22 protein-coding genes are annotated in these 21,504 nt (G+C 68.0%); 12 read left to right on the top strand and 10 right to left on the bottom strand.

The window, feature by feature from the left end:
• The first annotated feature begins 88 nt into the window (after positions 1 to 88).
• Together ACFV2O_RS21280 and ACFV2O_RS21275 are read left to right on the top strand one after the other, a co-directional pair.
• Positions 89 to 1,258: a thiolase family protein gene (locus ACFV2O_RS21280; RefSeq protein ID WP_379253279.1), complete on the top strand. Its 1,170-nt coding sequence runs from the start codon at positions 89 to 91 to the stop codon at positions 1,256 to 1,258.
• A complete protein-coding gene (locus ACFV2O_RS21275; protein WP_355077765.1) occupies positions 1,255 to 1,995 on the top strand; it encodes an SDR family oxidoreductase in 741 nt (246 codons plus the stop codon). Before ACFV2O_RS21280 ends, ACFV2O_RS21275 begins: the two co-directional genes overlap by 4 nt.
• A 207-nt stretch (positions 1,996 to 2,202) precedes the next feature.
• On the opposite strand, the gene ACFV2O_RS21270 is transcribed toward ACFV2O_RS21275, so the two are convergent.
• The 3 genes from ACFV2O_RS21270 to ACFV2O_RS21260 form a co-directional block, all read right to left on the bottom strand.
• Complete coding sequence (locus tag ACFV2O_RS21270) at positions 2,203 to 2,532, bottom strand: transglycosylase family protein (protein ID WP_355077766.1); 330 nt, start codon at positions 2,530 to 2,532, stop codon at positions 2,203 to 2,205.
• Between the two features lie 596 nt (positions 2,533 to 3,128).
• Positions 3,129 to 3,593 carry a PaaI family thioesterase gene (locus tag ACFV2O_RS21265; protein WP_379253278.1) on the bottom strand — a complete coding sequence of 155 codons (465 nt, stop codon included), beginning with the start codon at positions 3,591 to 3,593 and terminating at the stop codon, positions 3,129 to 3,131.
• Positions 3,594 to 3,737: 144 nt separating this feature from the next.
• Positions 3,738 to 4,883 (bottom strand): acyl-CoA dehydrogenase family protein, encoded by a 1,146-nt coding sequence (locus ACFV2O_RS21260; RefSeq protein ID WP_379253277.1) that lies wholly within the window; start codon positions 4,881 to 4,883, stop codon positions 3,738 to 3,740.
• A gap of 110 nt (positions 4,884 to 4,993) precedes the next feature.
• Here ACFV2O_RS21260 and ACFV2O_RS21255 point away from each other — a divergent pair, with 110 nt between their 5' ends.
• Positions 4,994 to 5,665, top strand: coding sequence for a TetR/AcrR family transcriptional regulator (locus tag ACFV2O_RS21255; protein WP_379253276.1), 672 nt, complete (start codon positions 4,994 to 4,996; stop codon positions 5,663 to 5,665).
• A 17-nt stretch (positions 5,666 to 5,682) separates the two neighbouring features.
• On the opposite strand, the gene ACFV2O_RS21250 is transcribed toward ACFV2O_RS21255, so the two are convergent.
• Both ACFV2O_RS21250 and ACFV2O_RS21245 read right to left on the bottom strand, forming a co-directional pair.
• Positions 5,683 to 6,249 (bottom strand): type 1 glutamine amidotransferase domain-containing protein, encoded by a 567-nt coding sequence (locus ACFV2O_RS21250; RefSeq protein WP_379253275.1) that lies wholly within the window; start codon positions 6,247 to 6,249, stop codon positions 5,683 to 5,685.
• Positions 6,250 to 6,309: 60 nt separating this feature from the next.
• A complete protein-coding gene (locus tag ACFV2O_RS21245; protein WP_379253274.1) occupies positions 6,310 to 6,969 on the bottom strand; it encodes a MerR family transcriptional regulator in 660 nt (219 codons plus the stop codon).
• Positions 6,970 to 7,075: 106 nt separating this feature from the next.
• Here ACFV2O_RS21245 and ACFV2O_RS21240 point away from each other — a divergent pair, with 106 nt between their 5' ends.
• The 5 genes from ACFV2O_RS21240 (at position 7,076) to ACFV2O_RS21220 (ending at position 10,293) form a co-directional block, all read left to right on the top strand.
• A complete protein-coding gene (locus ACFV2O_RS21240) occupies positions 7,076 to 8,038 on the top strand; it encodes a hypothetical protein (protein WP_379253273.1) in 963 nt (320 codons plus the stop codon).
• Entirely contained in the window at positions 8,035 to 8,481 is a 447-nt protein-coding gene (locus ACFV2O_RS21235; RefSeq protein WP_355077779.1) for an ABA4-like family protein, read from the top strand. Before ACFV2O_RS21240 ends, ACFV2O_RS21235 begins: the two co-directional genes overlap by 4 nt.
• Positions 8,481 to 9,011 carry a hypothetical protein gene (locus ACFV2O_RS21230; RefSeq protein WP_379253272.1) on the top strand — a complete coding sequence of 177 codons (531 nt, stop codon included), beginning with the start codon at positions 8,481 to 8,483 and terminating at the stop codon, positions 9,009 to 9,011. Before ACFV2O_RS21235 ends, ACFV2O_RS21230 begins: the two co-directional genes overlap by 1 nt.
• Before the next feature lie 150 nt (positions 9,012 to 9,161).
• Entirely contained in the window at positions 9,162 to 9,311 is a 150-nt protein-coding gene (locus ACFV2O_RS21225; protein ID WP_379253271.1) for a hypothetical protein, read from the top strand.
• Between the two features lie 28 nt (positions 9,312 to 9,339).
• The gene (locus ACFV2O_RS21220) at positions 9,340 to 10,293 is read left to right on the top strand and encodes an alpha/beta hydrolase (RefSeq protein ID WP_379253270.1); all 954 of its coding nucleotides are present in this window, start codon (positions 9,340 to 9,342) and stop codon (positions 10,291 to 10,293) included.
• A gap of 87 nt (positions 10,294 to 10,380) precedes the next feature.
• Here ACFV2O_RS21220 and ACFV2O_RS21215 read toward each other — a convergent pair whose 3' ends face one another.
• Positions 10,381 to 11,805, bottom strand: coding sequence for an MFS transporter (locus tag ACFV2O_RS21215; protein WP_379253269.1), 1,425 nt, complete (start codon positions 11,803 to 11,805; stop codon positions 10,381 to 10,383).
• 129 nt (positions 11,806 to 11,934) lie between these two features.
• Here ACFV2O_RS21215 and ACFV2O_RS21210 point away from each other — a divergent pair, with 129 nt between their 5' ends.
• Positions 11,935 to 12,846, top strand: a complete 912-nt coding sequence (locus ACFV2O_RS21210; RefSeq protein ID WP_379253267.1) for a LysR family transcriptional regulator — start codon at positions 11,935 to 11,937, stop codon at positions 12,844 to 12,846.
• A gap of 34 nt (positions 12,847 to 12,880) precedes the next feature.
• Here ACFV2O_RS21210 and ACFV2O_RS21205 read toward each other — a convergent pair whose 3' ends face one another.
• From ACFV2O_RS21205 to ACFV2O_RS21195, 3 genes are all read right to left on the bottom strand, one after another.
• Complete coding sequence (locus ACFV2O_RS21205; protein WP_379253266.1) at positions 12,881 to 13,960, bottom strand: ADP-ribosylglycohydrolase family protein; 1,080 nt, start codon at positions 13,958 to 13,960, stop codon at positions 12,881 to 12,883.
• A 26-nt stretch (positions 13,961 to 13,986) separates the two neighbouring features.
• Positions 13,987 to 15,117 (bottom strand): esterase/lipase family protein, encoded by a 1,131-nt coding sequence (locus tag ACFV2O_RS21200; RefSeq protein ID WP_379253265.1) that lies wholly within the window; start codon positions 15,115 to 15,117, stop codon positions 13,987 to 13,989.
• Between the two features lie 164 nt (positions 15,118 to 15,281).
• A complete protein-coding gene (locus ACFV2O_RS21195) occupies positions 15,282 to 16,772 on the bottom strand; it encodes a long-chain fatty acid--CoA ligase (RefSeq protein ID WP_379253264.1) in 1,491 nt (496 codons plus the stop codon).
• A gap of 139 nt (positions 16,773 to 16,911) precedes the next feature.
• Here ACFV2O_RS21195 and ACFV2O_RS21190 point away from each other — a divergent pair, with 139 nt between their 5' ends.
• Positions 16,912 to 17,562: a TetR/AcrR family transcriptional regulator gene (locus ACFV2O_RS21190; RefSeq protein WP_379253263.1), complete on the top strand. Its 651-nt coding sequence runs from the start codon at positions 16,912 to 16,914 to the stop codon at positions 17,560 to 17,562.
• A gap of 202 nt (positions 17,563 to 17,764) precedes the next feature.
• On the opposite strand, the gene ACFV2O_RS21185 is transcribed toward ACFV2O_RS21190, so the two are convergent.
• A complete protein-coding gene (locus ACFV2O_RS21185; protein ID WP_356961010.1) occupies positions 17,765 to 19,012 on the bottom strand; it encodes a cytochrome P450 in 1,248 nt (415 codons plus the stop codon).
• 233 nt (positions 19,013 to 19,245) lie between these two features.
• On the opposite strand from ACFV2O_RS21185, the gene ACFV2O_RS21180 reads away from it, so the two are divergent.
• Together ACFV2O_RS21180 and ACFV2O_RS21175 are read left to right on the top strand one after the other, a co-directional pair.
• Complete coding sequence (locus tag ACFV2O_RS21180) at positions 19,246 to 20,610, top strand: flavin monoamine oxidase family protein (protein WP_379253262.1); 1,365 nt, start codon at positions 19,246 to 19,248, stop codon at positions 20,608 to 20,610.
• Between the two features lie 3 nt (positions 20,611 to 20,613).
• Positions 20,614 to 21,504 carry a class I SAM-dependent methyltransferase gene (locus ACFV2O_RS21175; protein ID WP_379253261.1) on the top strand — a complete coding sequence of 297 codons (891 nt, stop codon included), beginning with the start codon at positions 20,614 to 20,616 and terminating at the stop codon, positions 21,502 to 21,504.

Below are 21,504 nucleotides of genomic sequence, written 5' to 3'. Positions count from 1 at the left end.
CGACCGTTGGGCACGCCATGGCCCACAACGGTGAATCTGTGTTAACTTAACTGCGAATGCCAGTTAACTTAACTGATCGGAGATGGCCATGAGGTCCGCCGTCGTCGTCGATGTCGTCCGTACACCGTCCGGTAAGGGCAAAGCAGGCGGCGGCCTGTCGGACGTACATCCGGCCACCCTGCTCGCGGGTGTGCTCGCCGAACTCGTCGCCCGCAACGACCTCGATCCCGCCGTGGTGGACGACGTGGTCGGCGGATGCGTCACGCAGAGCGGGGAGCAGGCGTTCAACATCAGCAGGACCGCCGCGCTGGCCGCCGGATTCCCGGACTCGGTGCCCGCTACCACGGTGGACCGGCAGTGCGGGTCCAGCCAGCAGGCCGCGCACTTCGCGGCGCAGGGTGTCATCGCGGGCGCCTACGACGTCGCGATCGCGTGCGGTGTCGAATCCATGAGCCGGGCGCCGATGTTCTCCAACGGCCAGGGCAAGGACGCCAACCGCGGTCCGCTCGCCCACCGCTACCCGGACGGCCTCATCCAGCAGGGCATCGCGGCCGAGGTGATCGCCGCCCGGTGGAAGTTCGACCGCGCCGCGCTCGACGAGTTCGCGGCTCGTTCGCATCGGCTCGCCGCCGACACCGCGGCGCGGGGCGGCTTCGACAACGAACTGGTCGCGGCGGGCGCCCTGACGGCCGACGAGACGATCCGGCCCGCCACCACCGGCGAGAGTCTGGCGAAGTTGCGGCCCGCCTTCGTCGACGACCAGTACACCGCGCGCTTCCCCGAGATCGAGTGGTCGATCACGCCGGGCAACTCCTCACCGCTGACCGACGGCGCCTCCGCCGCACTGATCATGAGCGAGGAGGCCGCCACGAAACTGGGCCTTCGTCCGCGCGCCCGGTTCCACTCGTTCGCCGTGGTGGGCGACGACCCCCTGCTCATGCTCACGGCCGTGATCCCGGCCACCCGCAAGGTGCTGGATCGCGCCGGGCTGAGCATCGATGACATCGACGCCTACGAGGTGAACGAGGCGTTCGCACCCGTGCCCCTGGTCTGGCAGCACGAGTTGAACGCCGATCCGGCCAAGCTGAACCCCCGCGGCGGCGCGATCGCCCTCGGCCACCCACTGGGCGCCTCCGGCACCCGCATCCTGGCGACGCTGGTCAACCACCTGGAGCAAACCGGCGGCCGCTACGGCCTGCAGACGATGTGCGAGGCGGGCGGCCTGGCCAACGCGACGATCATCGAACGCCTCGGATGAGCGTCCGCACCGCACTGATCACCGGAGGGTCACGCGGCATCGGCGCCGAGGTGGCGCGCCGCCTGGCGGGCGAGGGTTATCACCTGACCCTCGCCGCGCGCACGCTCGACACGCTCGAGCAGACCGCGGCCCGCGTGCGCGCGGAAACGGGAGCCGAGGTGCAGCCGGTGGTCACGCAGATGAACGACCTCGACCAGGTGCGCGCCCTGGTCAAGGCGCATGAGGAACGGTTCGGCGGCATGAACGCGCTGGTGCTGAGCGCGGGCACCGGCACGGCGGGCGCCGTGGCGGACCTGCCCGCGAAGGCGTACGAACGCATGCTGGACGTGAATTTCCGCGCGCCGCTGACGCTCGTCCAGGCCGCGTTGCCGCTGCTGCGCAAGAGCGCGGCCGACGATCGGGAGCGCGGCGCGAAGATCGTCGCGCTGGCTTCGATCACCGGCGTCGCCGGGGAAGCGGGTCTCGCCGCCTACGGGGCCACCAAAGCGGCGCTCATCTCGCTGTGCGAGACGGTGTCGCTGGAGGAATCCGCGAACGGCGTCAGTGCGACGGCGGTGTCCCCTGGCTATGTCGACACCGACATGACCGCGTGGAAGCGTGCTGTCCTGGACCGATCGGCCATGCTCACCACCGGTGACATCGCCGAGATGGTCCTGGCGGTCACGCGGCTGTCGCGTAACGCGGTGGTGCCGAACATCGTCCTGTCGCGCGCCGGTGATCAACTGTGGCGGGCCTGAGCACCGTTACCTGACAGCGACTGGCGCGTGGATCCGACCCCTGGAGAGCGGGCGAATCGGCGTTCGGTGAATCCTGATTCGGACCGGATGATCGGATATCGAATTACCGATGCGATTGTCCGAATAAACCGACATTTCGCGAAATTTATTACTGCCGGTAAATAGCTCGGCGCCTACCGCGAATTCGCGGTAGGCGCCGGCGACGCATCAGAGGTAAGAGCCGCACACGGGCCAGGCGCCCGGCCCCTGGGTCGCGAGGACGTTCTCCGCGACGCGGATCTGCTCGTCACGGCTGGCGTTGGACGGGCTGCCGCTGCCGCCGTTGGCCTCCCAGGTGCTCTGGGTGAACTGCAGGCCGCCCGAGAAGCCGTTACCGGTGTTGGTGGACCAGTTGCCACTGCTCTCGCACTGCGCGACGGCGTCCCAGTTGTGGGCCGAAGCGGTCGCGGTGGACAGGCCGAACGGCACGGCGACGAAGGCGCCGACAGCCGCGGTGAAGCCGAGAACACGAGTGGTGAATTTACGGTTTTGCGACATGAGATTTCCCGCCTGCGCCCACCGGCTCGGCGAATTCGCCGCGCCCCTGTCCCCAGGGAAGTTCGTGGACACTCGAATCGCGGGACAGGGTTTCCGGCGTTCTGCGATTCGAGCTCGATCTCGGTGTTGCCCCGAGCCGTGACCGACGTTAGCGGAGATGTCGCGACAGATCACGCTCGAATAACGTCGGCATAGGTTTGACCCTTGGTCGAGACTTCGCCCCGTTCACCCAGGTCGATCGCGAAAAATCGACCGATATAGATCCGCTGTTATGGCTTCGTTATGTGGCCGAGATCACTGCGATATGGTGAAGCGGATCGCATTTTCGCAGGTCCACGACTTGCGGTAGTAGGCATACCGCGCCCTCGTGCGCCGCCACTCAGGGCATCAGCTACCGAGTCGTTACCAAATCGAAGAACCGGAGATATCCGCGTGACGCCGCGGCCGAACCGGCGCCCCGCGACCGGTCCGTGATCTCGGCGCGGGCACGGCGACCTCGCCGGACACCGTCGTCGGCCCCCACGCCGGCTCGCCACAGCGCGCGGCCGACCGGCGCCGGATGCGTGCCGAACGCCCCGCTCCGGCGCCGAGGCAGGCTACTTGCCGTGCGCCCGCAATTGGTAGAGGCCTTCGGTCTCCGCCACCACAACGCCGTCGGCGTCGGTGACCACGGCTCGCAGCGTGAAGTCGGATTTGCCGTTCGCCGCCGCCTCCGCGCCGACGCGCGTGATCTCCTCCTCCGACAACGTCGCCTCCGCGCGCACATCCGTCTTGGCCGGCTTGCGGAAGAAGACGTGCAGATCCTTCACCAGCGGATAGAACGCCGAGTTGTCGAACGTGGCGACCGCGATCGCGCCGCCGAGGATCTCGGCCACGGTGAACAGCACTCCGGCGTACATCACGCCGAAGTGGTTGCCGTTGCCCTCGACGGGCACCGAGGTCGCCGCGAAACCGCGCCGCACCTCCACCGCCTGCACACCCATTTTGTGCGCGATCGGGATGGTGAATTCCAGTGCCCCGTTGACGATGTCCTTGAACGGAGGAGTCTCGACGTCGCTCATCGCAACCGTCCCTTCACGCTGGAGGTGGCCGGCACCTCGTTGTCTCTGCCACGGCCACCTCGGTGGACGTCACCGAAGCGTAGGCGCTGACCGGCGCGGCCCGACAGGGTGTTGGCAGTTTGCCAACACAGTCGGCCGCTCGGCTCACAGACTGCGGGCGATGATCTCTTTCATGATCTCGTTGGTGCCGCCGTAGATCTTCTGGACACGGCTGTCGGTCCACATCCGCGAGATCGGGTATTCGCTCATATAGCCGTAGCCGCCGTGCAGTTGGAGGCACTCGTCGGCCACCGACATCGCGCGATCGGTGGTCCACCACTTGGCCATGGCGACGGTCGGGATGTCCAATTCCCCACGCAGATGCCGCACGATGCAGTCGTCCAGGAACACCCGGGCCACCCGGGTCTCGGTGGCCGCCTCCGCGAGGGTGAACTTGGTGTTCTGGAAGGCGAACAGCGGCTTGCCGAAGGCGTGCCGCTCCTTGGTATAGCGCAGCGTGACCTCGAGCGCGGCCTCCATCCCTGCCACCGATCCGACGGCGATGATCAGCCGCTCCTGCGGAAGCTGCTGCATCAACTGGATGAAGCCCTGCCCTTCCTGCGTGCCCAGCAGGTTCGACACCGGGACCCGGACGTCCTCGAAGAACAGCTCGGAGGTGTCCTGCCCCTTCTGCCCTACCTTGTCCAGCACTCGACCACGGCGGAAGCCCGGCCGGTCGGCCTCGACCAGGATCAGCGAGATGCCACTGGCGCCCTCGCTGGTGTCGGTCTTGGCGACCACGATGATGAGATCGGCCTGGCTGCCGTTGGTGATGAAGGTCTTGGAGCCGTTCACCACGTACTCGTCGCCCTCGCGGATCGCCTTGGTCTTGACGCTCTGCAGGTCCGATCCCGTGCCGGGCTCGGTCATGGCGATCGCGCCGACGACCTCGCCGGTGGCCATCTCGGGCAGCCACTTCCGCTTCTGTTCTTCGGTGCCGTAGTGCAGCAGGTAATGCGCGACGATGCCGCTGTGCAGGGTGGCGCCCCAAGAGGTGTCGAACGCCTTGGCCTGCTCCTCGATCAGCACGGCCTCGTGCGCGAAGGTGCCGCCGCCACCGCCGTACTCCTCCGGGATCGATGCGCACAGCAGGCCGAGCGCGCCCGCCTTGTTCCAGAAGTCGCGGTCGACGTGGTGCTGCTCGATGAACTTGTCGATGTTCGGCGTCAACTCCTTCGCGAAGAACGAGCGGGCGAGCTCGCGCAGGGCGTCCAGGTCGTCGTCGAGCCAGGCGGACCGGTAGGTCGTCATCGGGTGTCCTTGCGAAAGTCTGATACCGACAGTTACGGGTACAGTGTGTACCACGGACCTGCCGGGTACAAGGTGTACCACCCGATTCGCCTGCCGATACGCTGAGCCGCGTGGCACGACGACCTTGGGTGGACACCGCCGACGCGCGGCGTTCCACCAGTGATCGGCCCGGCCGCGACGAACGCCGCCGGGCCCTCGTGACAGCCGCGATCGCGGCGATCGAGGAAGACGGCCCGCACGCGTTGACCGGCCGGATCGCCGACCGCGCCGGACTGGCCCGCACGCACGTCTACCGGCATTTCGCCAGCAAAGAGGAGCTTGACCTCGCGGTCGCCCGGCACGCGCACCACGATCTGACCGAACGGATTCGCGCGCGCCTGGCGGTGGACGGCACGCCGCTGGACATCATCCGCGCACCCTTGACCCAGCACGTGCGATGGGCCGCCGAGCATCCCAATCTCTATCGCTTCCTGGTCGGACGCGACTACCGGCGCGGCCGCAACGAACCGCGCGTCGGCGGCAGTGCGTTCGCCGCCGAGATCTCCGCCGCCGCGACCCGCTACCTGCCGGAATTCGGGGCCGACCCGCTGGCCGCGGACCGGGTGGTGGTCGCCCTGCTCGGCTTGGTGGATGCCTCGGTGCGGTGGTGGCTGGAACACCACGACACCACCGAGGCCGCCCTGGTGGACCGCCTGACCACCGAGTGCTGGCTGCTCATCGACAACCGGCTGCGCGATCTGGGCATTACGCTCGATCCGCGAAAATCACTGCCTGGCAACTGAATCGAGCCCCACAGTGGTCAGCGCGAGGCAGGGACCACTTCGCGCGTGATCGCGTGCACGAAATCGGACAGGTCACCCGGGTTGCGCGAAGTGAGCAAGGTCCACCCGCCCTCGACGGAGCGGACCGCCGCTTCGTCGACCCACTCGCCGCCCGCGTTGACGATGTCGGTCCGCAGCGAGAAGTAGGAGGTCAGCGTCTTGCCGCGGACCAGTTCGGCGTTCACGAGCAGCCAAGGGCCATGGCAGATCGCGGCGATCGGCTTGCCCGCGCCTGCGAACTCCTTGGCCAGTTCGATCGCCCGGTCGGTGACCCGCAGCTTGTCCGCGTTCACCGTGCCGCCGGGGACGACCAGCACGTCGAAATCGTCGACGGAGACCTCGTGCACCGACGCATCCGGTTGCACGACGGTGTCTTTCTCCGTGTCGTGCAGGTAGGTTTGCACCTCCTCGCGCTTCGGTGCGGCATGGGTGACGCGCGCCCCGCGCTTGCGGAGTTCGTCGCGCGGCACCAGCAGTTCGTCCCGCTCCACTCCCGTATTCGAGGTGATGATCAGCACGCGCGTCCCATCCAGTTGATCGGTCATGAGCCGCTCTCCTTTCGCCTCGGGATGGTCCTGTTTCCGGCATGCCGCGCCAGGGGCGGCCTAAACCTCGCCGGAGGCGCGATCCGCGGCGCCGTCCGGCGACAGCAGCGTGCTGGACAGATGCTCCTGCGCCAGCCTGCGCAGCGCGGCGAGCAGCGTGTCGCCCAGAATCGTTCCGACAATGGCGGTTTCGGTCATCCGCTCGAGGACCGGTTCGTTGCGGACCAGGGCGATGTCGGTGGCGGCGATGGCCTCGCTGGCGCCCGCGTAGTCGTCCATCGCGGCGACCACGTCGCCATGGCCGAGCAGACGCAGCGCGGCGCAGACATCGATGAGGGTGTCGCGGGCCGGGCTGTCGTCATCGATCCGCCAGCCGCGCCGGCCCAGCAGTGCCGCGACATCCTCGGCGGCGGCTTCCCGCTGCTCGTCACCGACCTGCGACCTCCGGCCGCCCAGCGCGTACTGGACGTGGCCCAGCGCGTCCCGCGCGGACAGGCTGCCGCTGTCGAGCGCCGCGAGCAGTTCCTTCGCCGCTTCGATGGACACGCCGCCGATATCCACCAGCGCCCGGATCAGCCGCAGTCTGCTGACGTGGGCATCGCTGTATTCGGCCTGATTGCGATGGGTCCGCACGCCGGAGGGCAGAAGCCCCTCGCGCACGTAGTACTTGATCGTCGCGGGAGGAACGCCGCTGGCGCGGCTGAGTTCGGCGATCCGCATCGGACTCCTCGGCTCGGTCGACGTATTGACAGTCGATAGTACAGCTATCCATAATATTTGCTGATAGTACAACTATCGATACTTCGAGTTCCCGAAAGGTCTCCCCGTGACCGCCTTCTCCCAGCAATTCCCCGCACTCTCCTGGCATCGGCCACTGATGCTTCTCGCCGTCGCCATGGCGCTCCTGGTCGCCTGGTCGATCGGGGGCATGATCATCGACGACCGCACCTCGACCGGGTTGCCGATCTGGGCCAAGTCCGCCAAGTTCGCGTTTTCGGTGCTGATCTATGCCCTGACCTGGGCGTGGCTGCTTGCCCAGCTCACCAGATGGCAGCGCGTCGCCTGGTGGGCGGGGACGGTGGCGGCGCTGGGCCTCGCGGTGGAGCTCATCGTCATCACCACGCAGATCGTGCGCGGCACCACCAGCCACTTCAATTTCACGACGCCGCTCAACGCGGCACTGTGGGAGATCATGGGGTCGTCCATCGTGGTGGTCTGGATCGCCACCTTGGTCGCCTCGGCGGCATTGTTCGCCGATCCGACGGCTGACCCCGCCCGCAACGCGGCGATCCGTTACGGCGCCGCGCTCTCGCTCGCGGGCGCCGCGCTGGGGATGCTGATGGTGCCGCCGACTGCCGAACAGCGGGCGGCGGGCAGCGCGATCAGGGGCGCCCACACCGTCGGGCTCGCCGACGGCGGACCCGGCTTGCCCATCCTCGGCTGGAGCACGGCCGGAGGCGATCTGCGTGTCCCGCATTTCCTCGGAATGCATGCGTTGCAGGTGTTTCCGCTGGTTCTACTCGCCGTGGAGTACGGGTCGCGCCGGATTCCGGCCATGCGCTCGGCGGCCACCAGGCGAACGCTCGTCGTGATCGCCGCGGCGGCCTACGCCGCACTGCTCGCGGTGCTGACCTGGCAGGCGCTGCGTGGACAATCGGTGGTCCATCCCGACGTCGCCACCCTGCTGGCTCTCGCCGCCATCGCCCTCGGAGCCGCCCTGTCGGCCGCTGTCGCGCTGCGGACGAAAAAGTTTGTCGTGCAACGCGTCCCGATAGGAGCGGGACTATGACGGAGCTGCTGTTCGACATCACTTTTTGGTTCGCGACCCCCTTCTGGGCACTGATGATCCTGGCCCCGGGATGGCGACGGACCAGCGCGATCGTCGCCTCACCGCTCATCTGCCTGCCTCCACTGCTCGTCTACGCGGCGCTGGTCTTGCCCGAGTTCGGCTCGTTCGCAGCGGCGCTCGTCGATCCGGAACTCGCCGGGCTGCGAGAAATACTGGGCCAGGGGTCGGGGGCCGCGGCGGCATGGGCGCACTTCGTGGCCTTCGACCTGTTCCTCGGGCGCTGGATCTACCTGGACAGTCGCGCGCGCGGCCACACGCCGCTGCTGATCAGCCCCCTGCTCGTCCTCACCATCCTGTTCGCGCCGATCGGCGTGCTGCTCTACCTGCTCATCCGATTCACCACGACACCGGCGCCCGGCCGGACCGTCCCCATGGAGGCATGATGGAAACCCTCATCGTTCTGCTCACCACCCTTTTGTCGCTGCGCGTTGCGGGTGCCCTCGGCGCGCGCCGGTTCGCCGCATGGCCCACCTGCGCCGCCTATGCGCTGGGCGTGATGCTGATCATGACCGGCACAACACATTTCCTGCCGGAAGCGTTCGCGGACACCCCCGTTCCGACCCACGCCGATCTGCTCCCGATGGTGCCGCCGTTCGTCCCGTTCCCCGGCGCGATGGTCTACCTCACCGGCGTACTGGAACTACTCGGCGCGGCGGGCCTCTTCCTCGTCCGCACTCGCCGCGCCGCCGGTCTCGGGCTGACCGCCCTGTTCGTCGTGATGCTGCCCGCCAACATCTACGCGGCGCTCTCCGGCATCCCGTTCAACGACGCACCCGCACCGCCACTGTGGGAGCGCGTTCCGGAGCAGGCACTGTACATCGGCGTCGCCTTGTGGGCCGCCGGGATGCTGCGCTTCCCGCGACGAGCCGCCGGTGACCGAAGCGCCCATACCGCTGTGATTTCGAAACAGTGAGCGGCATGACGACCATCGACAGGCCGGTCAGGGAACGCCCCCGATCGAAGTGCGCTTGCCGGCTCCAGCCCTTACCGTGATCCTCGCGGCCCGAGCGCTCCGCCTTCGAACGCGATCGTGCGGAGATGAATCGGCCCTGACCGCCATGACATGGGCTCCAGCTCCGGTACACGCCTTCCCGAAATCGCCACGAGTGAGCGGGTGTTCGACCGCCCGAAAGCAGTGCCGGAACGAAACATGCTGCTCGAGCGTGGCTTTCGCGCAGGCATTCCTTCCAAATGGATCGATTTCGCCGAATGATCCACGCGCGGCCGGGTACAACGGAATCGTGAGTGCTTCTAGGTATTTGGGCGCGCTCGTCAGCGCGCTGGCGACAGTTGTCGCGGTGTCCTCCTTCTCCGCTCGTCCCGCCGAAGCCGAGTCCGCGCGGGCGCGCGTGGTGGGGGAGGCCCCGCTCGGCGGATCAGTGTCCCAGATCGATGTCTACTCGCCGTCGATGGACAAAGTGGTCACAAACCGGGTGATCCGGGCGGCGGGCGGCGCACCCGCGCCGACGTTGTACCTGCTCACCGGTATCGGCGGCGGCGTCGACGGAATCTCCTGGTGGGACGATACGGACGTCCGGGAGTTCTTCGCGGACAAGCACATCAACGTGGTGATGCCGATCGGCGGCGCCTACAGCATGTACACCGACTGGCGCGCCGATGATCCGGCGGTCGGGCGCAACCGATGGCAGACCTATCTCACGCGTGAGCTTCCGGCGACGCTCGACGCCGAACTCGGCACGACCGGGCGCAACGCGATCGCGGGGGTGTCGATGAGCGCCGGATCCGCGGTCGACCTCGCGATCCAGGCGCCCGACGTGTACGACGCGGTGGCGGCCTACAGCGGATGCCCGTGGGCCGCGGACGCCGTCGGCGCGGCCATGGTGAGCGCCCAGGTCATCCGTGGCGGGGGCAATCCGGCGAACATGTGGGGCGCTCCGGGCGACGTGATCTGGCGGGCGCACGACGCTTTCGCCAACGCGCCCGCTCTGGCCGGGAAGACCATCTACTTGTCCGCCGCCTCCGGCACTCCCGGTGCCATCGATCGAGGCGGCCTGCCCTTTCCGCCCATCGAGGCGATCGCCAGCTCCTGTACGGCGGCCTTCGCCGATCGTCTCGACGAGCTCGGGCTGCCCGCTGTCCACGTGAATCGCGCGGAAGGCTCGCACACCTGGGGGTTGTTCGAGACCGACCTCCACGAGTCGTGGCCGCACCTGGCGCACGCCCTCGCCGCGTGAGGATTCGGCCGCCGGAGGTCGCCTTCGTGACCGCGGCGGGCGCCTCCGTGCCGGGTGAACGCCTCTTCGTCACGCGCGCGCCGGAATTCACGCTTTCGAGCGGGTGAGTCCAAGGCCTGTCACGATCGCCAGACCGGCAGTGGCGAGCAGCGCGGCGACGGCGAAGGTCGCGTGTGTTCCCCGGGCCACCTGCTCCGGCGCGGCGCCGATGACGTCGCCGGTTCCCGCCGCGAGAGCGAAGACCGCGCCCATGACCGACGCACCGGTGACGAGACCCAGATTGCGAGAAAGGTTCAGCATGCCCGAGACGAGGCCCCGCTGTCGCGGGTCGACGTCTCGCATGACCGCGGTGTTGTTGGCCGCTTGGAACAGGGCGTAGCCCAGGGTGGTGACCACCAGTGGCAGCACGTAGCCGATGACCCCGGCGCTCGCGGGCAGCAGCGCGAGCGCGGCGGTGCCGCCGATGACACCGCCCAGCCCGACGCTCACCATGGTCCTCGCTCCGAAGCGATCCGTAGCGCGTCCCGCGGGCACGCCGGTGAGGGCCGACACCGCGGGACCGGCCGACATCACCAGACCGACCGCGGCCGGATCGAGGTGCAGAGCGCGGGCGAGGTGGAAGGGACCCACGACGAGCGTGGTCATCATGACGGTCGAGACCAGCGCACTGGTCGTCAGGCCCGCGGTCAGGAGCGGATCGCGGAGCATCCCGAGCCTGAGCAGCGGCGCGGAAACGCGGGTTTCGGTCCGGACGAACAACGCGAGGCACGTTCCGGCGACGAGCAGCAATCCGATACCGAGCGGGCCGACCGCGTTTCCTTCGATCGTCATGGCCAGGGCGTAGGCGCCGAGCGCGAGCGCCAGCAGCGCTGTACCCGGGATGTCGAAACGCGAACGCGCGCTTCCGATTTCCGGTGCGGCGCCGGTCGGCAGGCGCCTGGCCAGGACCAGGGTGAGCAACCCGAGCGGCGCGACGGCGACGAAGATCGCACGCCAGCCGCAGGCCGCGATGAGCACTCCACCGAGCGAGGGACCCAGCGCGGTCCCGACCGCCGACATCGTCCCGAGCAGTCCCATGACGCTGCCGGTGCGGTCCTTCGGCACGGTCTCGCCGACGAAGGCCATCGTCAGCGCCATCATGCACGCGGCGCCCGCTCCTTGCAGCGCGCGGGCAGCGGCCAGGAAGACGAGATCCGGAGCCAGACCGCACAGCATGGTCGCGACCGTGAACACCCCGATACCGCCGAGCAGCAGGCGGCGCCGGCCTGCGACGTCGCCGAGACGGCCCGCGCCGACGACCAGTGTCGTGGTGGCCAGCAGGTAGGCGATCACGACCCACTGCACCTGGTGGAAGGAGGCGTCGAACGCCACCGCCATGGTCGGTAGGGCGACATTCGCGATGCTGATGCTCAGCGAGGGCAACAGCATGGACAACGACAGCGCGAGCAGCGTCCGAGGCAAGGTGGGACGACGGGCGTACGACGTCCGTAGACGGGGTTCTGCTGATTTCAAGACGACCTCTTCGATAGGGATGACGCTCTGGACGCTAGGCCCCGCTTTCACCTGGCGGAAGACGCAAAGATGGAAACTCATCCGTGCACTGAACGCCATATCCCAGGAGCACTGTGAGATCGTGTGACCATGGCGCGGCCCGATCTGAATCTGCTGCTCACCTTGGACGTTCTGCTCGAGGAGGGCAGCGTGACGCGAGCAGGCGAGCGGCTCGCGCTCAGTCCTTCGGCGATGAGCCGTCAGCTCGCGCGATTGCGCCGGGCCACCGGCGATCCGCTGCTGGTACGGGCGGGCCGGGGGCTGGTGCCCACGCCACGCGCCGTGGAGCTACGCGACCGCGTGCGCGGCCTGGTCCGGGAGGCCGAAGAGGTGTTGCGTCCCGCCGATCACCTCGACCCGGCCGAGCTTTCGAGAACGTTCACCGTGCGCAGCAGCGACGGGTTCGTGGAGCGGTTCGGACCCGAACTGGTGGCCGAGATCGGCCACGCGGCGCCGGAGGTGCGACTGCGGTTCGTGCGGAAGACGAAGAAGGACACCGATCCCTTGCGAGACGGCACCATCGACCTGGAGACGGGAGTCATCGAGCGCGCGCTGCCGCCCGACATCGTGAGCCGACTGCTGTTCACCGACCGCTTCATCGGGGTGGTACGTGTCGAACATCCGCTCCGTGCGGGGAAGATCACCGCGGCCCGATACGCCGCCGCACGGCACGTGCACGTCTCCCGGCGCGGCATGGGCGAAGGACTGGTGGACCAGGCGCTACACCCGACCGGCCACCGGCGCGACGTCGTCACCGTCGTGGACGGCTTCGGCGCGGCCTTGGCGCTGGCGAGGGCCTCGGACCTGGTCGCGACGGTCCCGCAGCAGCACACCGTGATCCTGCGGCAGGGCATGCACTCGTTCGATCTGCCGTTCCGCGCTCCGGAGGTGACCGTGTCGTTGTTGTGGCACGTCCGGCTCGATGCGGACCCAGCTCATCGATGGCTGCGCGGCCGCGTGCTCGATGTGTGCGCGATCGACCGGACCGTGAAAGACGAGTGAGCGCCGCGTCCTCGCGGTCAGGTACGCGGGGTGCTCACAGGCCTTCGTCGACGGGATAGCGGGCGGCGAGTCCGGACCGGTCGCCGAGCCCGAAATTCATGACGAGGTCGTCGGCGACCTGCACCAGCACGTCGCGTCCCTCGACCGCCGCCGCCCACTCCATCGGCAGTCCGGAGACACCGTGGACGGCGCCGACCAGGTTTCCCGCCACCGCGCCCGTGGAATCGGAATCGCCGGAGTGGTTCACCGCCAGCAGCAGCGCGCCGCGGGCATCTCCGGTCCTGGCCGCGTACAAGGCGCAGTACACCGCTATGGCCAGGCATTCCTCGGCGACCCACCCCTCCCCCACGTGCTCGACCTGTTCGGCGGAGACCGGGTGCTCGGACAATTCCGCGGCACGGGTCAGCGCCGCCACCGTCTCCGCACTCGAAGGGACGGCGGCGAGCTGGGTGATCGTCTCCCGCAACGCGATCGGCAGTTCGGTTCCGCTCACGACCCGATCGACCAGTGCCGCGAACGCCCCCGCGGCGAGATATCCCGTGGGGTGCCCGTGGGTCAGCTGCGCGGCCCGGGCGGCGGTGGTGAACGCGAGATCGGGCCCCATTCCGGACAATCCGAAGGGCGCCGACCGCATGACCGTGCCGCACCCCTTCGAATGCGGATTCACCGGCCCGCTCGCACCGAACGCGACCGGTGCGAGATATCCCCGGGACTGTTGTCCCAGACCGGACATGCACGCGTTCCCGGGCGCCCGCACCGCGTACAGGAAGGGCAGACTCGCCAACCACCCGTCGGCGTGTGGCGCGGGCGCCTCCTGCCGCTGAGTCTGCAACCAGCGCAGATAGGCTCGGCGCAAGGCCGGCACCGGATCGGCGCCGGGCCCCGAGCGCAACAGTCCCTCCGCGGTGAACAGCGTCATCTGAGTGTCGTCGGTGATCTGTTGCGGCGCGTCCCGGGCGTGCTGGGGCAAAAAGCCCGTCACGCCTTCGTCGCCGTACCGCTGCCGAATCTGTTCCAGCCGGAGGAATTCGATGGGCCAGCCGAGCGCATCACCCACCGCCCCGCCCAGCAGAGAACCCCTGACCCGATCGAAGACCGCCGTGTAGTCCGCCACGAGACACCATCATTGCGCATGGCTGATCAGTGATCCGCTCCGCCGATCATCCATGGATTGAACGCGCAATCCAGCGGCGAGTTCGCCTCCGGGTCGAGCGCACGCAGTGCGATCGAGGCCGCACGCGGGGAGTACATGATCGTCAGATGATCGGACAGATCCTGGGCGCAGCCGTCCTGCAGGGTGATGTTGTGCACGGTCGCGTCCGGCCCCGGAGTCAGGAAGGTCCATTCGTACGGGTTGGAGATCTCGTCGTGACTGGTGCCGACCGAGGTGTACTCGACACCGGGGACGGTGTCACCGTGTTCGTTCAGCTTCGCGTAGAACGCCGAGCCCACCGCCTGCTGAATATTGGCCTGACCGACGATCGGTTCATAGAACCCCAAAATGTTGACGCCTAGATTGGTGATCAGCCGCCCCAAAGTAGCCATTCCCAACAACGAGGTGCCGTGATGGGTGGCGCCGAACGTGACAAGCTTGCCGACTTTTTCGGCGCCGCCTTCGAATTTCAGGTATTGGCTCGACACCGGCCCGCCCTGAGAATGCGCGACGAGATCCACCCGATCCGCACCGGTCGCGGCGCGCACCTGCTCGACGAAATCGCGCAACTGTCGCGCGGAATCCTCCATCGGACCGACGCCGTACCGGCCCGGCAGGATCGGACCGATACCACCGCCTTCCAGCACGCCGGAGCGGCCGTAATTGAAGGCGTAGACGCAATAACCGGCCCGCGCCAGCCGCGGTGACAGGTACGCGAAGGAGTCATAGGCGTTGAGCCAGGTTCCGTGGACGAGGACGACCGGCCGCGGGTGCGCGGCCGAAGGCGTGCAGTCCGGCCGATTCGCTCCCGGCGGAGATGCGTCGGGATGACCGACTCCGTGCAGGAAGGCGGCCAGGTAGGCAGGCATCTCCGGCCCTTCGCCGACCGCGGCGGAGGCGAAACTGCGCGAGGCGGAACCGGAACTGCTGCCGGAGTCGACGATCGCCTTGGGCTGCCTGCCGTCCGGCGTGGGCGAGAGGCCCGCGTTCAGTTCGTCGACGAGTTGCTGCTCCACGGTAGGCGTTTCGAGTTCGGCGTGTACCGCACCCGCTCCCACGCTCATGGAAAGTGCCACGACAACCACACCGAGCAGACCGCGACGAATCCTGTGCCTCATTGCAAAGCCTTCCATAGATGTGTTCGCATTCTCTTGATACGAACACTTTCATCCTGAAGCAGCTGTGGAGCACTGTCACTGCGCTCGACACATAAGTTGCCGGACATAATTGGGCTCCGGATACAAAAAGTTCCGCCGCGCGGCCGGAATCGGCCCACCTGAGGTCAGCGGGCGGCGAACTGTTCTTTCAACTTTCGTTTCATGACTTTGTGACTGGGCCCGAGCGGCAGTTCCGCGACGAATTCCACTCGACGCGGGGATTTGTGCTTGGCCAGGTGCTCACGTCCGAAGGCGAGCACGTCCTCGGCGGCGATCGGTCCGGAAGGCACTACGACCGCGCAGATCTCCTCGCCGAAGACCTCGTCCGGGATGCCGATGACCGCGACGGCGGCGACATCCGGATGCCGCAGCAGCGCCGCCTCCACCTCGCTGGGATACACGTTGTACCCGCCGCGGATGATCATCTCCTTGATCCGGTCGACGATCCGCAGATAACCGTCGGTGTCCTTCACGCCGAGATCGCCGGTGCGAAACCAGCCGTCGACCACCACCGCGGCCGTGGCATCCGGATTGCCCGTGTACCCGTTGAACAAATTGTGACCGCGAATCACCACTTCGCCGAGTTGCCCGGCGGGCAGCAACGCGATCCGCTCGGCCAGGGCGGGATCGGCGATCTCCACCTCGACACCCCAGACCGGATGCCCGACGGTACCCACCCGAGAACCGAATATCGGCTGGTTGACCGCCGCGGTCGGCGAGGTCTCCGACAAGCCATAGCCTTCCAGGATTCGCGCGCCGAACGTCTCCTCGAACGCCTCCAGCACCGGCTGCGGCAGCGACGCGCCACCGGAGATGCACAGCCGCAGCCGCGGCAGGCTCGTCCGCTCGCGAGCGGCGGATATCAGCCGGACGTACATCGTCGGCACACCGTGGAAAGTGTTGACGCCGTGCTCGACCATGAGCCGGATGGCCTCGGCCGGCTCGAAGCGCGGCATCAGCACCAGCGCCGCGCCCGCGCGCCAGGTCGAGTTCATCGAGACCGTCTGGCTGAACACGTGCGACAACGGCAACGCGCCCAGTGCCACATCGTCGGCGCGTACGTCGTTCGCGTCGAAGGCGTTGACCGTCGCGTTCATCACCAGGTTCAGGTGACTCAACTCGGCGCCTTTCGGCCTGCCGGAGGTGCCGCTGGTGTAGAACACGACCGCGGGGTCCGCGGGCAGTCGCGAGACGAACGAGGCGATCGGTTCCGCGACAAGGGAATCCGGCGCACGGCAGGGAAGGCCGACGGCGGCGGCCGCCGGATGGCCCGCTTCGGCGAAAACCGGATGGCACAGCAGAAGCCGCGCCGCGCTGTCGCGCAGCATGTATTCGGCCTCGGCGGACGTGGACAACGGGTGCACCGGCACCACCACCGCTCCCGCGGCGAGGATCCCGTAGTAGGCGACCGGGAAGTCGACGACATTCGGGCACATGAGCGCCACCCGGTCACCAGGCCGCACACCGAGTCCGATCAAGGCCGCGGCTTGGGCACGCGCCCGATGCCACAACTCGGCGAAAGTGATCCGCTGCGCCCCGTCGATCAGGGCGACCCGGTCAGGGCGCCGTCTGGCCTGCTCGGCCGGAATGCTGGCTACCGACAGTGTCGCGTTCATGCCGACCGCCTGGTGAATCTCGACATCGCTCTCCAAAACTAGCAGCGCAAGTTTTCCGCCTCACCGTAGGGCACCGAAACTAGCGGCGCAAGTATCCGGTTCCGCGCCTGCGAGAATGCGAGGACGGAAAGGAGAGCCCATGGCACGACCACGCCGACCGCTGCTGACCCGCGATCGCATCATCGACACCGCCCTCGCCCTGGTCGACGCCGAGGGTCTGGCCGCTGTCTCCACGCGGCGCCTGGCCACCGAGCTGGGTGTGCAGGGCCCCTCGCTGTACAACCACGTCCGCACCAAGGACGACCTGATCGACGCCGTCGTGGACGCCGTGCTCGGCGAAGTCGACATCGCGATGTTCGAGGGATTGTCGGCCGAGGATCGGGACTGGCGCTCGGCACTGCGCGATTGGGCCCGTTCCTACCGCACCGCCATGGCGGCACACCCGCACATCGTTCCCGCCTTGGCGAGCGGTCCCGGTCATCGACCCAACGCGCTGCGCATGGCCGACGCGGTCTTCGGCGGCCTCGTCGCGGCGGGCTGGCCGCGCCGCGAGGCCACCACGGTCGGCACGACCATGCGCTACTTCCTCACCGGAGCGTCGCTGGGATCGTTCGCCGCGGGCTTCCCCTCCGACGTCGCGGTATACGCCGACGCCTATCCGCACCTGAACGAGGCGCACCTGCTGGCCGAGCGGCAGCAGAGAATCGATCGGGACGCCTTCGAAGTCGGTCTGGAATCCCTGTTGGACGGGCTGGAGATCCGTTACCGGCTGCTCGCGGATGCCGGGTAACTCCGACCCGCGCACCGAAGCACACCCGTCGCCCGTACGCCTCGGCGCGAACAGGTACGCGGGCCTGACAGACCAGCCCGCCGACCGCGGCGACCATGCCTCCCGGCGCGGTGTCCAGGTGGTAGCTCGGGTATCGGCCCACCGTGCACGTCACCGAGATGGTCAGCGATCCGGCTTTCGTGTTTCCGGCCCGGCCCGGGTACTACGGCAGCGGCAGCGCCTGCGACTCAGGGAAGACGACCGGCAAGGCGGTCAGCGCTCGATGGAACGGACCGGGACGCCAGGTCAGCTCGTCGACCGGCACCGCGAGACGTAGCTCCGGCAGCGCGTCCAGCAGCTGATCGATCGCGTCCTGGGCGATCAGGTAAGCCAGCGAGTTCGCCGGACACGCGTGCGGCCCGCCGCCGAACGCGAGATGGGCGCGGTTGCCCGCGTAGCGTTCGGCGCGGATCGCCGGATCGGTGTTGCAGGCGGCCATGCTGATCACGACCGGCTGATGGGCGGGCAACCAGACGTCGTCGATCAGGATCGGCTGCTTCGGGAAGCTGAAGCAGAAATTCGCCATCGGCGGGTCGTTGAACAGCACCTCGTCGAGCGCGTCCCGGGTCGACAGACTGCCACCGAGCACGCTGCCGCCGAACCGCTCGTCGGTGAGAATCAGCAGCAAGGTGTTGACGATCAGATTCTGCTGCGGCTCGATGCCCGCGCCGTAGAGCGTGCCCAGCTGGTGGACCATCTCGGTGTCGTTCAGCCCGGATGGGTGCCTGAGCATGCGCGTGGTGATGTCGTCGCCTGGATCGGCCCGCTTCAGTACCGTCAACTCGGCCAGCGAATCGGTCAGCATCTTGTTCCCGCGTTCCGCGTCGATGCCCTCGAAGATCGCGGCCATACCGGTCGCGGCGCGCTGCGCGATCTCGGCCGGGCAACCCAGCATGGCGTTCAGCACCGCGAAAGCGAGCGGAAAAGCGTACTGGCGCACGATATCCGCTGACCCGTCCGCGCAGAACGAATTGATCAACGGTGTCGCCAGCTGCGCCACGGTGTCGTGCAAGCCGTACAGGTCGACCTTGGCCAGACCCGCCACGTTGGCCTGCCGATAGCGGGCATGCTCGGCTCCGGCGTTGCGCAACGCGTTCGGCCGCCACTGCATCATCGGCAGCACCGGGCAGTCGGCGGCGATGTCCTGCTGCCACGTGCGGGGGTCGGCCGGAAAGTGCTCCGGATCGTTCAAGATCCGCACGGCGGTGTGATACCCGAGCACCAAGGTGGCAGGCACACCCGGGGCCAATTCCACCGGCGCCAGCGATCCGTAACGCTCCCGCATCTCGCGATAGGCGCTGTGCGGGTCCGCGGCGAATTCCGCGGCGAACAAAGGAATCCGCGGGCCGTCGGTGTCGATCGGCGAACCGTGCGGTGCGCGGCTGTGTGCGGAGGGCGGGGACGTCGTCATCGAGGAGGCTCCAGGCGATCGGGCAGCAAGATTCGTGAGCCTAAGCAGCTCGCACGCCGTCCGCACCGGAAACGACTCGAGATGACCCCTCACTGCAAGTTGCTATAGAATTGCCCCGATATTCGACGCGTTGACCTGATCGAAGGCGAATCGCACCCGCTGTGTCGAGTGCGCCGGTCGAGCGCAGTAGCACGGCGGCCGTGCGCGAAACTGCAACCCGAGGACGGCACGCCATGACAGACGTCGACTTTTGCGTAATCGGCGGGGGATTCGCGGGATTGACGGCCGCACTGCGGCTGAAACAGATGGGTCGATCGGTGGCGCTGCTGGAAGCCAGGGACCGGCTCGGCGGCCGCACCTTCACCCAGGTACGCGACGACGGGTCGTGGATCGATCGCGGCGGCGCCTGGATCGGGCCGGGACAGGACCGCATCCAAGCGCTGATGACCGAGTTCGGCGTGCCGAGCTACAAGCAGTACACCGACGGCGAGGCCATGATGGTCGTCGACGGCAAGCAGCACCGCTACACGGGCACGATCCCGTGGACGATGAGCCCGTGGGCGTCGATGAACCTCGGCGCGGTGTTCCTCGAGCTGGGACATATGTGCAAGTCGGTTCCGCTGGAAGCGCCGTGGGCGGCGAAGAAAGCCGACAAATGGGATCAGGTCAGCCTGGCGCACTGGCTGGAAGCCAATGTCCTTTCCAAGCCCGCCCACGATCTGCTCGAGACCGCCATCGCGGGCTGCTACACCTCGGCGGCTTCGGAGGTCTCGTTGCTTTTCGTCCTGTACCAGATGGCCTCGGGTGGCGGGCCGAGCTTCGTCCTCGGCGTCAAAGACGCGGCGCAGGACGCGCGGCCGGTCGGCGGCATGGGCGCGATCTACCGTCCGATGGCGGCCGAGCTCGGCGATGCGATCCACCTCTCGCAGCCGGTCCGCTGCATCCATCAGGACGACTCGGGGGTGACCGTCCGCGCGACCGACCTCCGGCTGCGCGCGCGCCGGGCGATCGTCACCGTTCCCCTCGCGATCGCCGGCCAGATCTCGTACCGGCCGATGCTGCCCGCCGATCGCGCTTTCCTGCATCAGCGCATGCCGAGCGGTTCGATCATCAAGGTCTCCGTGGTGTACGACGAGCCGTTCTGGCGCGGTGACGGGCTGTCGGGACAGTCCGCCGCGCCGGGTTCGCCCGCGACGATCACCATCGATGCGTGCACGGACACCGGGCGGCCCGGAGTCCTGTGCGTCATCATCGAGGGACCGATCGCACGGCAGCTGGCCCGACTCGACGACACGGAGCGCCGCAGCGCGATCCTCGACGCACTCGTCGAGCGATTCGGCCGGCAGGCCGGCTCACCCGTCGACTACATCGAGCAGGACTGGAGCGCCGAGCGCTATTCCGGCGGCGGGATGCTCAGCCACGCGCCCACCGGTGTGCTCACCCAATTCGGCCACGCTCTGCGCGAGCCGTGTGGCCGCGTCCACTGGGCGGGCACCGAGAGTTCGGCGGTCATGTGCGGCTGGATCGACGGGGCCATTCGCTCGGGCGAACGCGCGGCCAGCGAAGTGCTGGAGCACGAGACCGCCGTGGTGGGCTGACCTATGCGCACCGAGGGAGACGTATGGGACATCGTCAGTAGTGTGGGACTCACCGCGTTGGGCGTCGCGACGTTCCGGGCGCTGGAGACATCCGCTCCCGATCCGTTGATCCGGGACGATTACGCGCCCCTGTTCGTCGCGGCCTCGGGCCATCAGCATTTCAACGACCTCCTGGCGGACCCTTCCCAACTGGACGACATCCCGCTGGTGCCCGGGTTCATGGGCTTCCGCACGAAGTTCTTCGACGACTTCTTCTCGTCGGCCGCGGCGCGGGGCGTTCGGCAAGCCGTTATCGTCGCCGCCGGATTGGACGCGCGGGCATACCGCCTCGACTGGCCCGCGGGTACCACGGTGTTCGAGATCGACCAGCCCAAAGTTCTGGAATTCAAGGAGAAAGTCCTCACCGAGAACGGCGCGCGGCCGAAGGCGGATCGTCGCCCGGTGGCCGTCGACCTGCGCGAGGACTGGCCTGCCGCGCTGCGCAGCGCGGGTTTCGAGCCCGGCGAACCGACCGCATGGTCGGCCGAGGGCCTGCTGCCCTATCTACCCGGGGCCGCGCAGGACAAGCTCTTCGAGCACATCGACGCCTGGTCCGCCCCTGGCAGCGAGCTGGCCGTGGAGAGCTTCGTGGCGGGAACCGACGTCAAACGCTTCGCGAACATCGAGAAGAAGTATTTCGACCGCTGCAACCCGTTCGGCGACATCGATCCGGCCGAGTTGTTCTACGACGACGAGCGAGCCGATCCCGCCCGGTGGCTGGCCGGACACGGCTGGTCGGTGCGCAGCGACAGTCCGAGTCAACTCGCCGCGTCCTACGGGCGATCGGTCCCGGATCTGCCCGAGGAGCTCGACGAGCTGTGGCGGCAACCGAGGCTTCTGACCGCCGTGCGGTAG

The sequence above is a fragment of the Nocardia sp. NPDC059691 genome (assembly GCF_042733915.1).
GTDB lineage: Bacteria > Actinomycetota > Actinomycetes > Mycobacteriales > Mycobacteriaceae > Nocardia > Nocardia sichangensis.
This window is presented reverse-complemented; position numbering and strand designations above follow the sequence as displayed.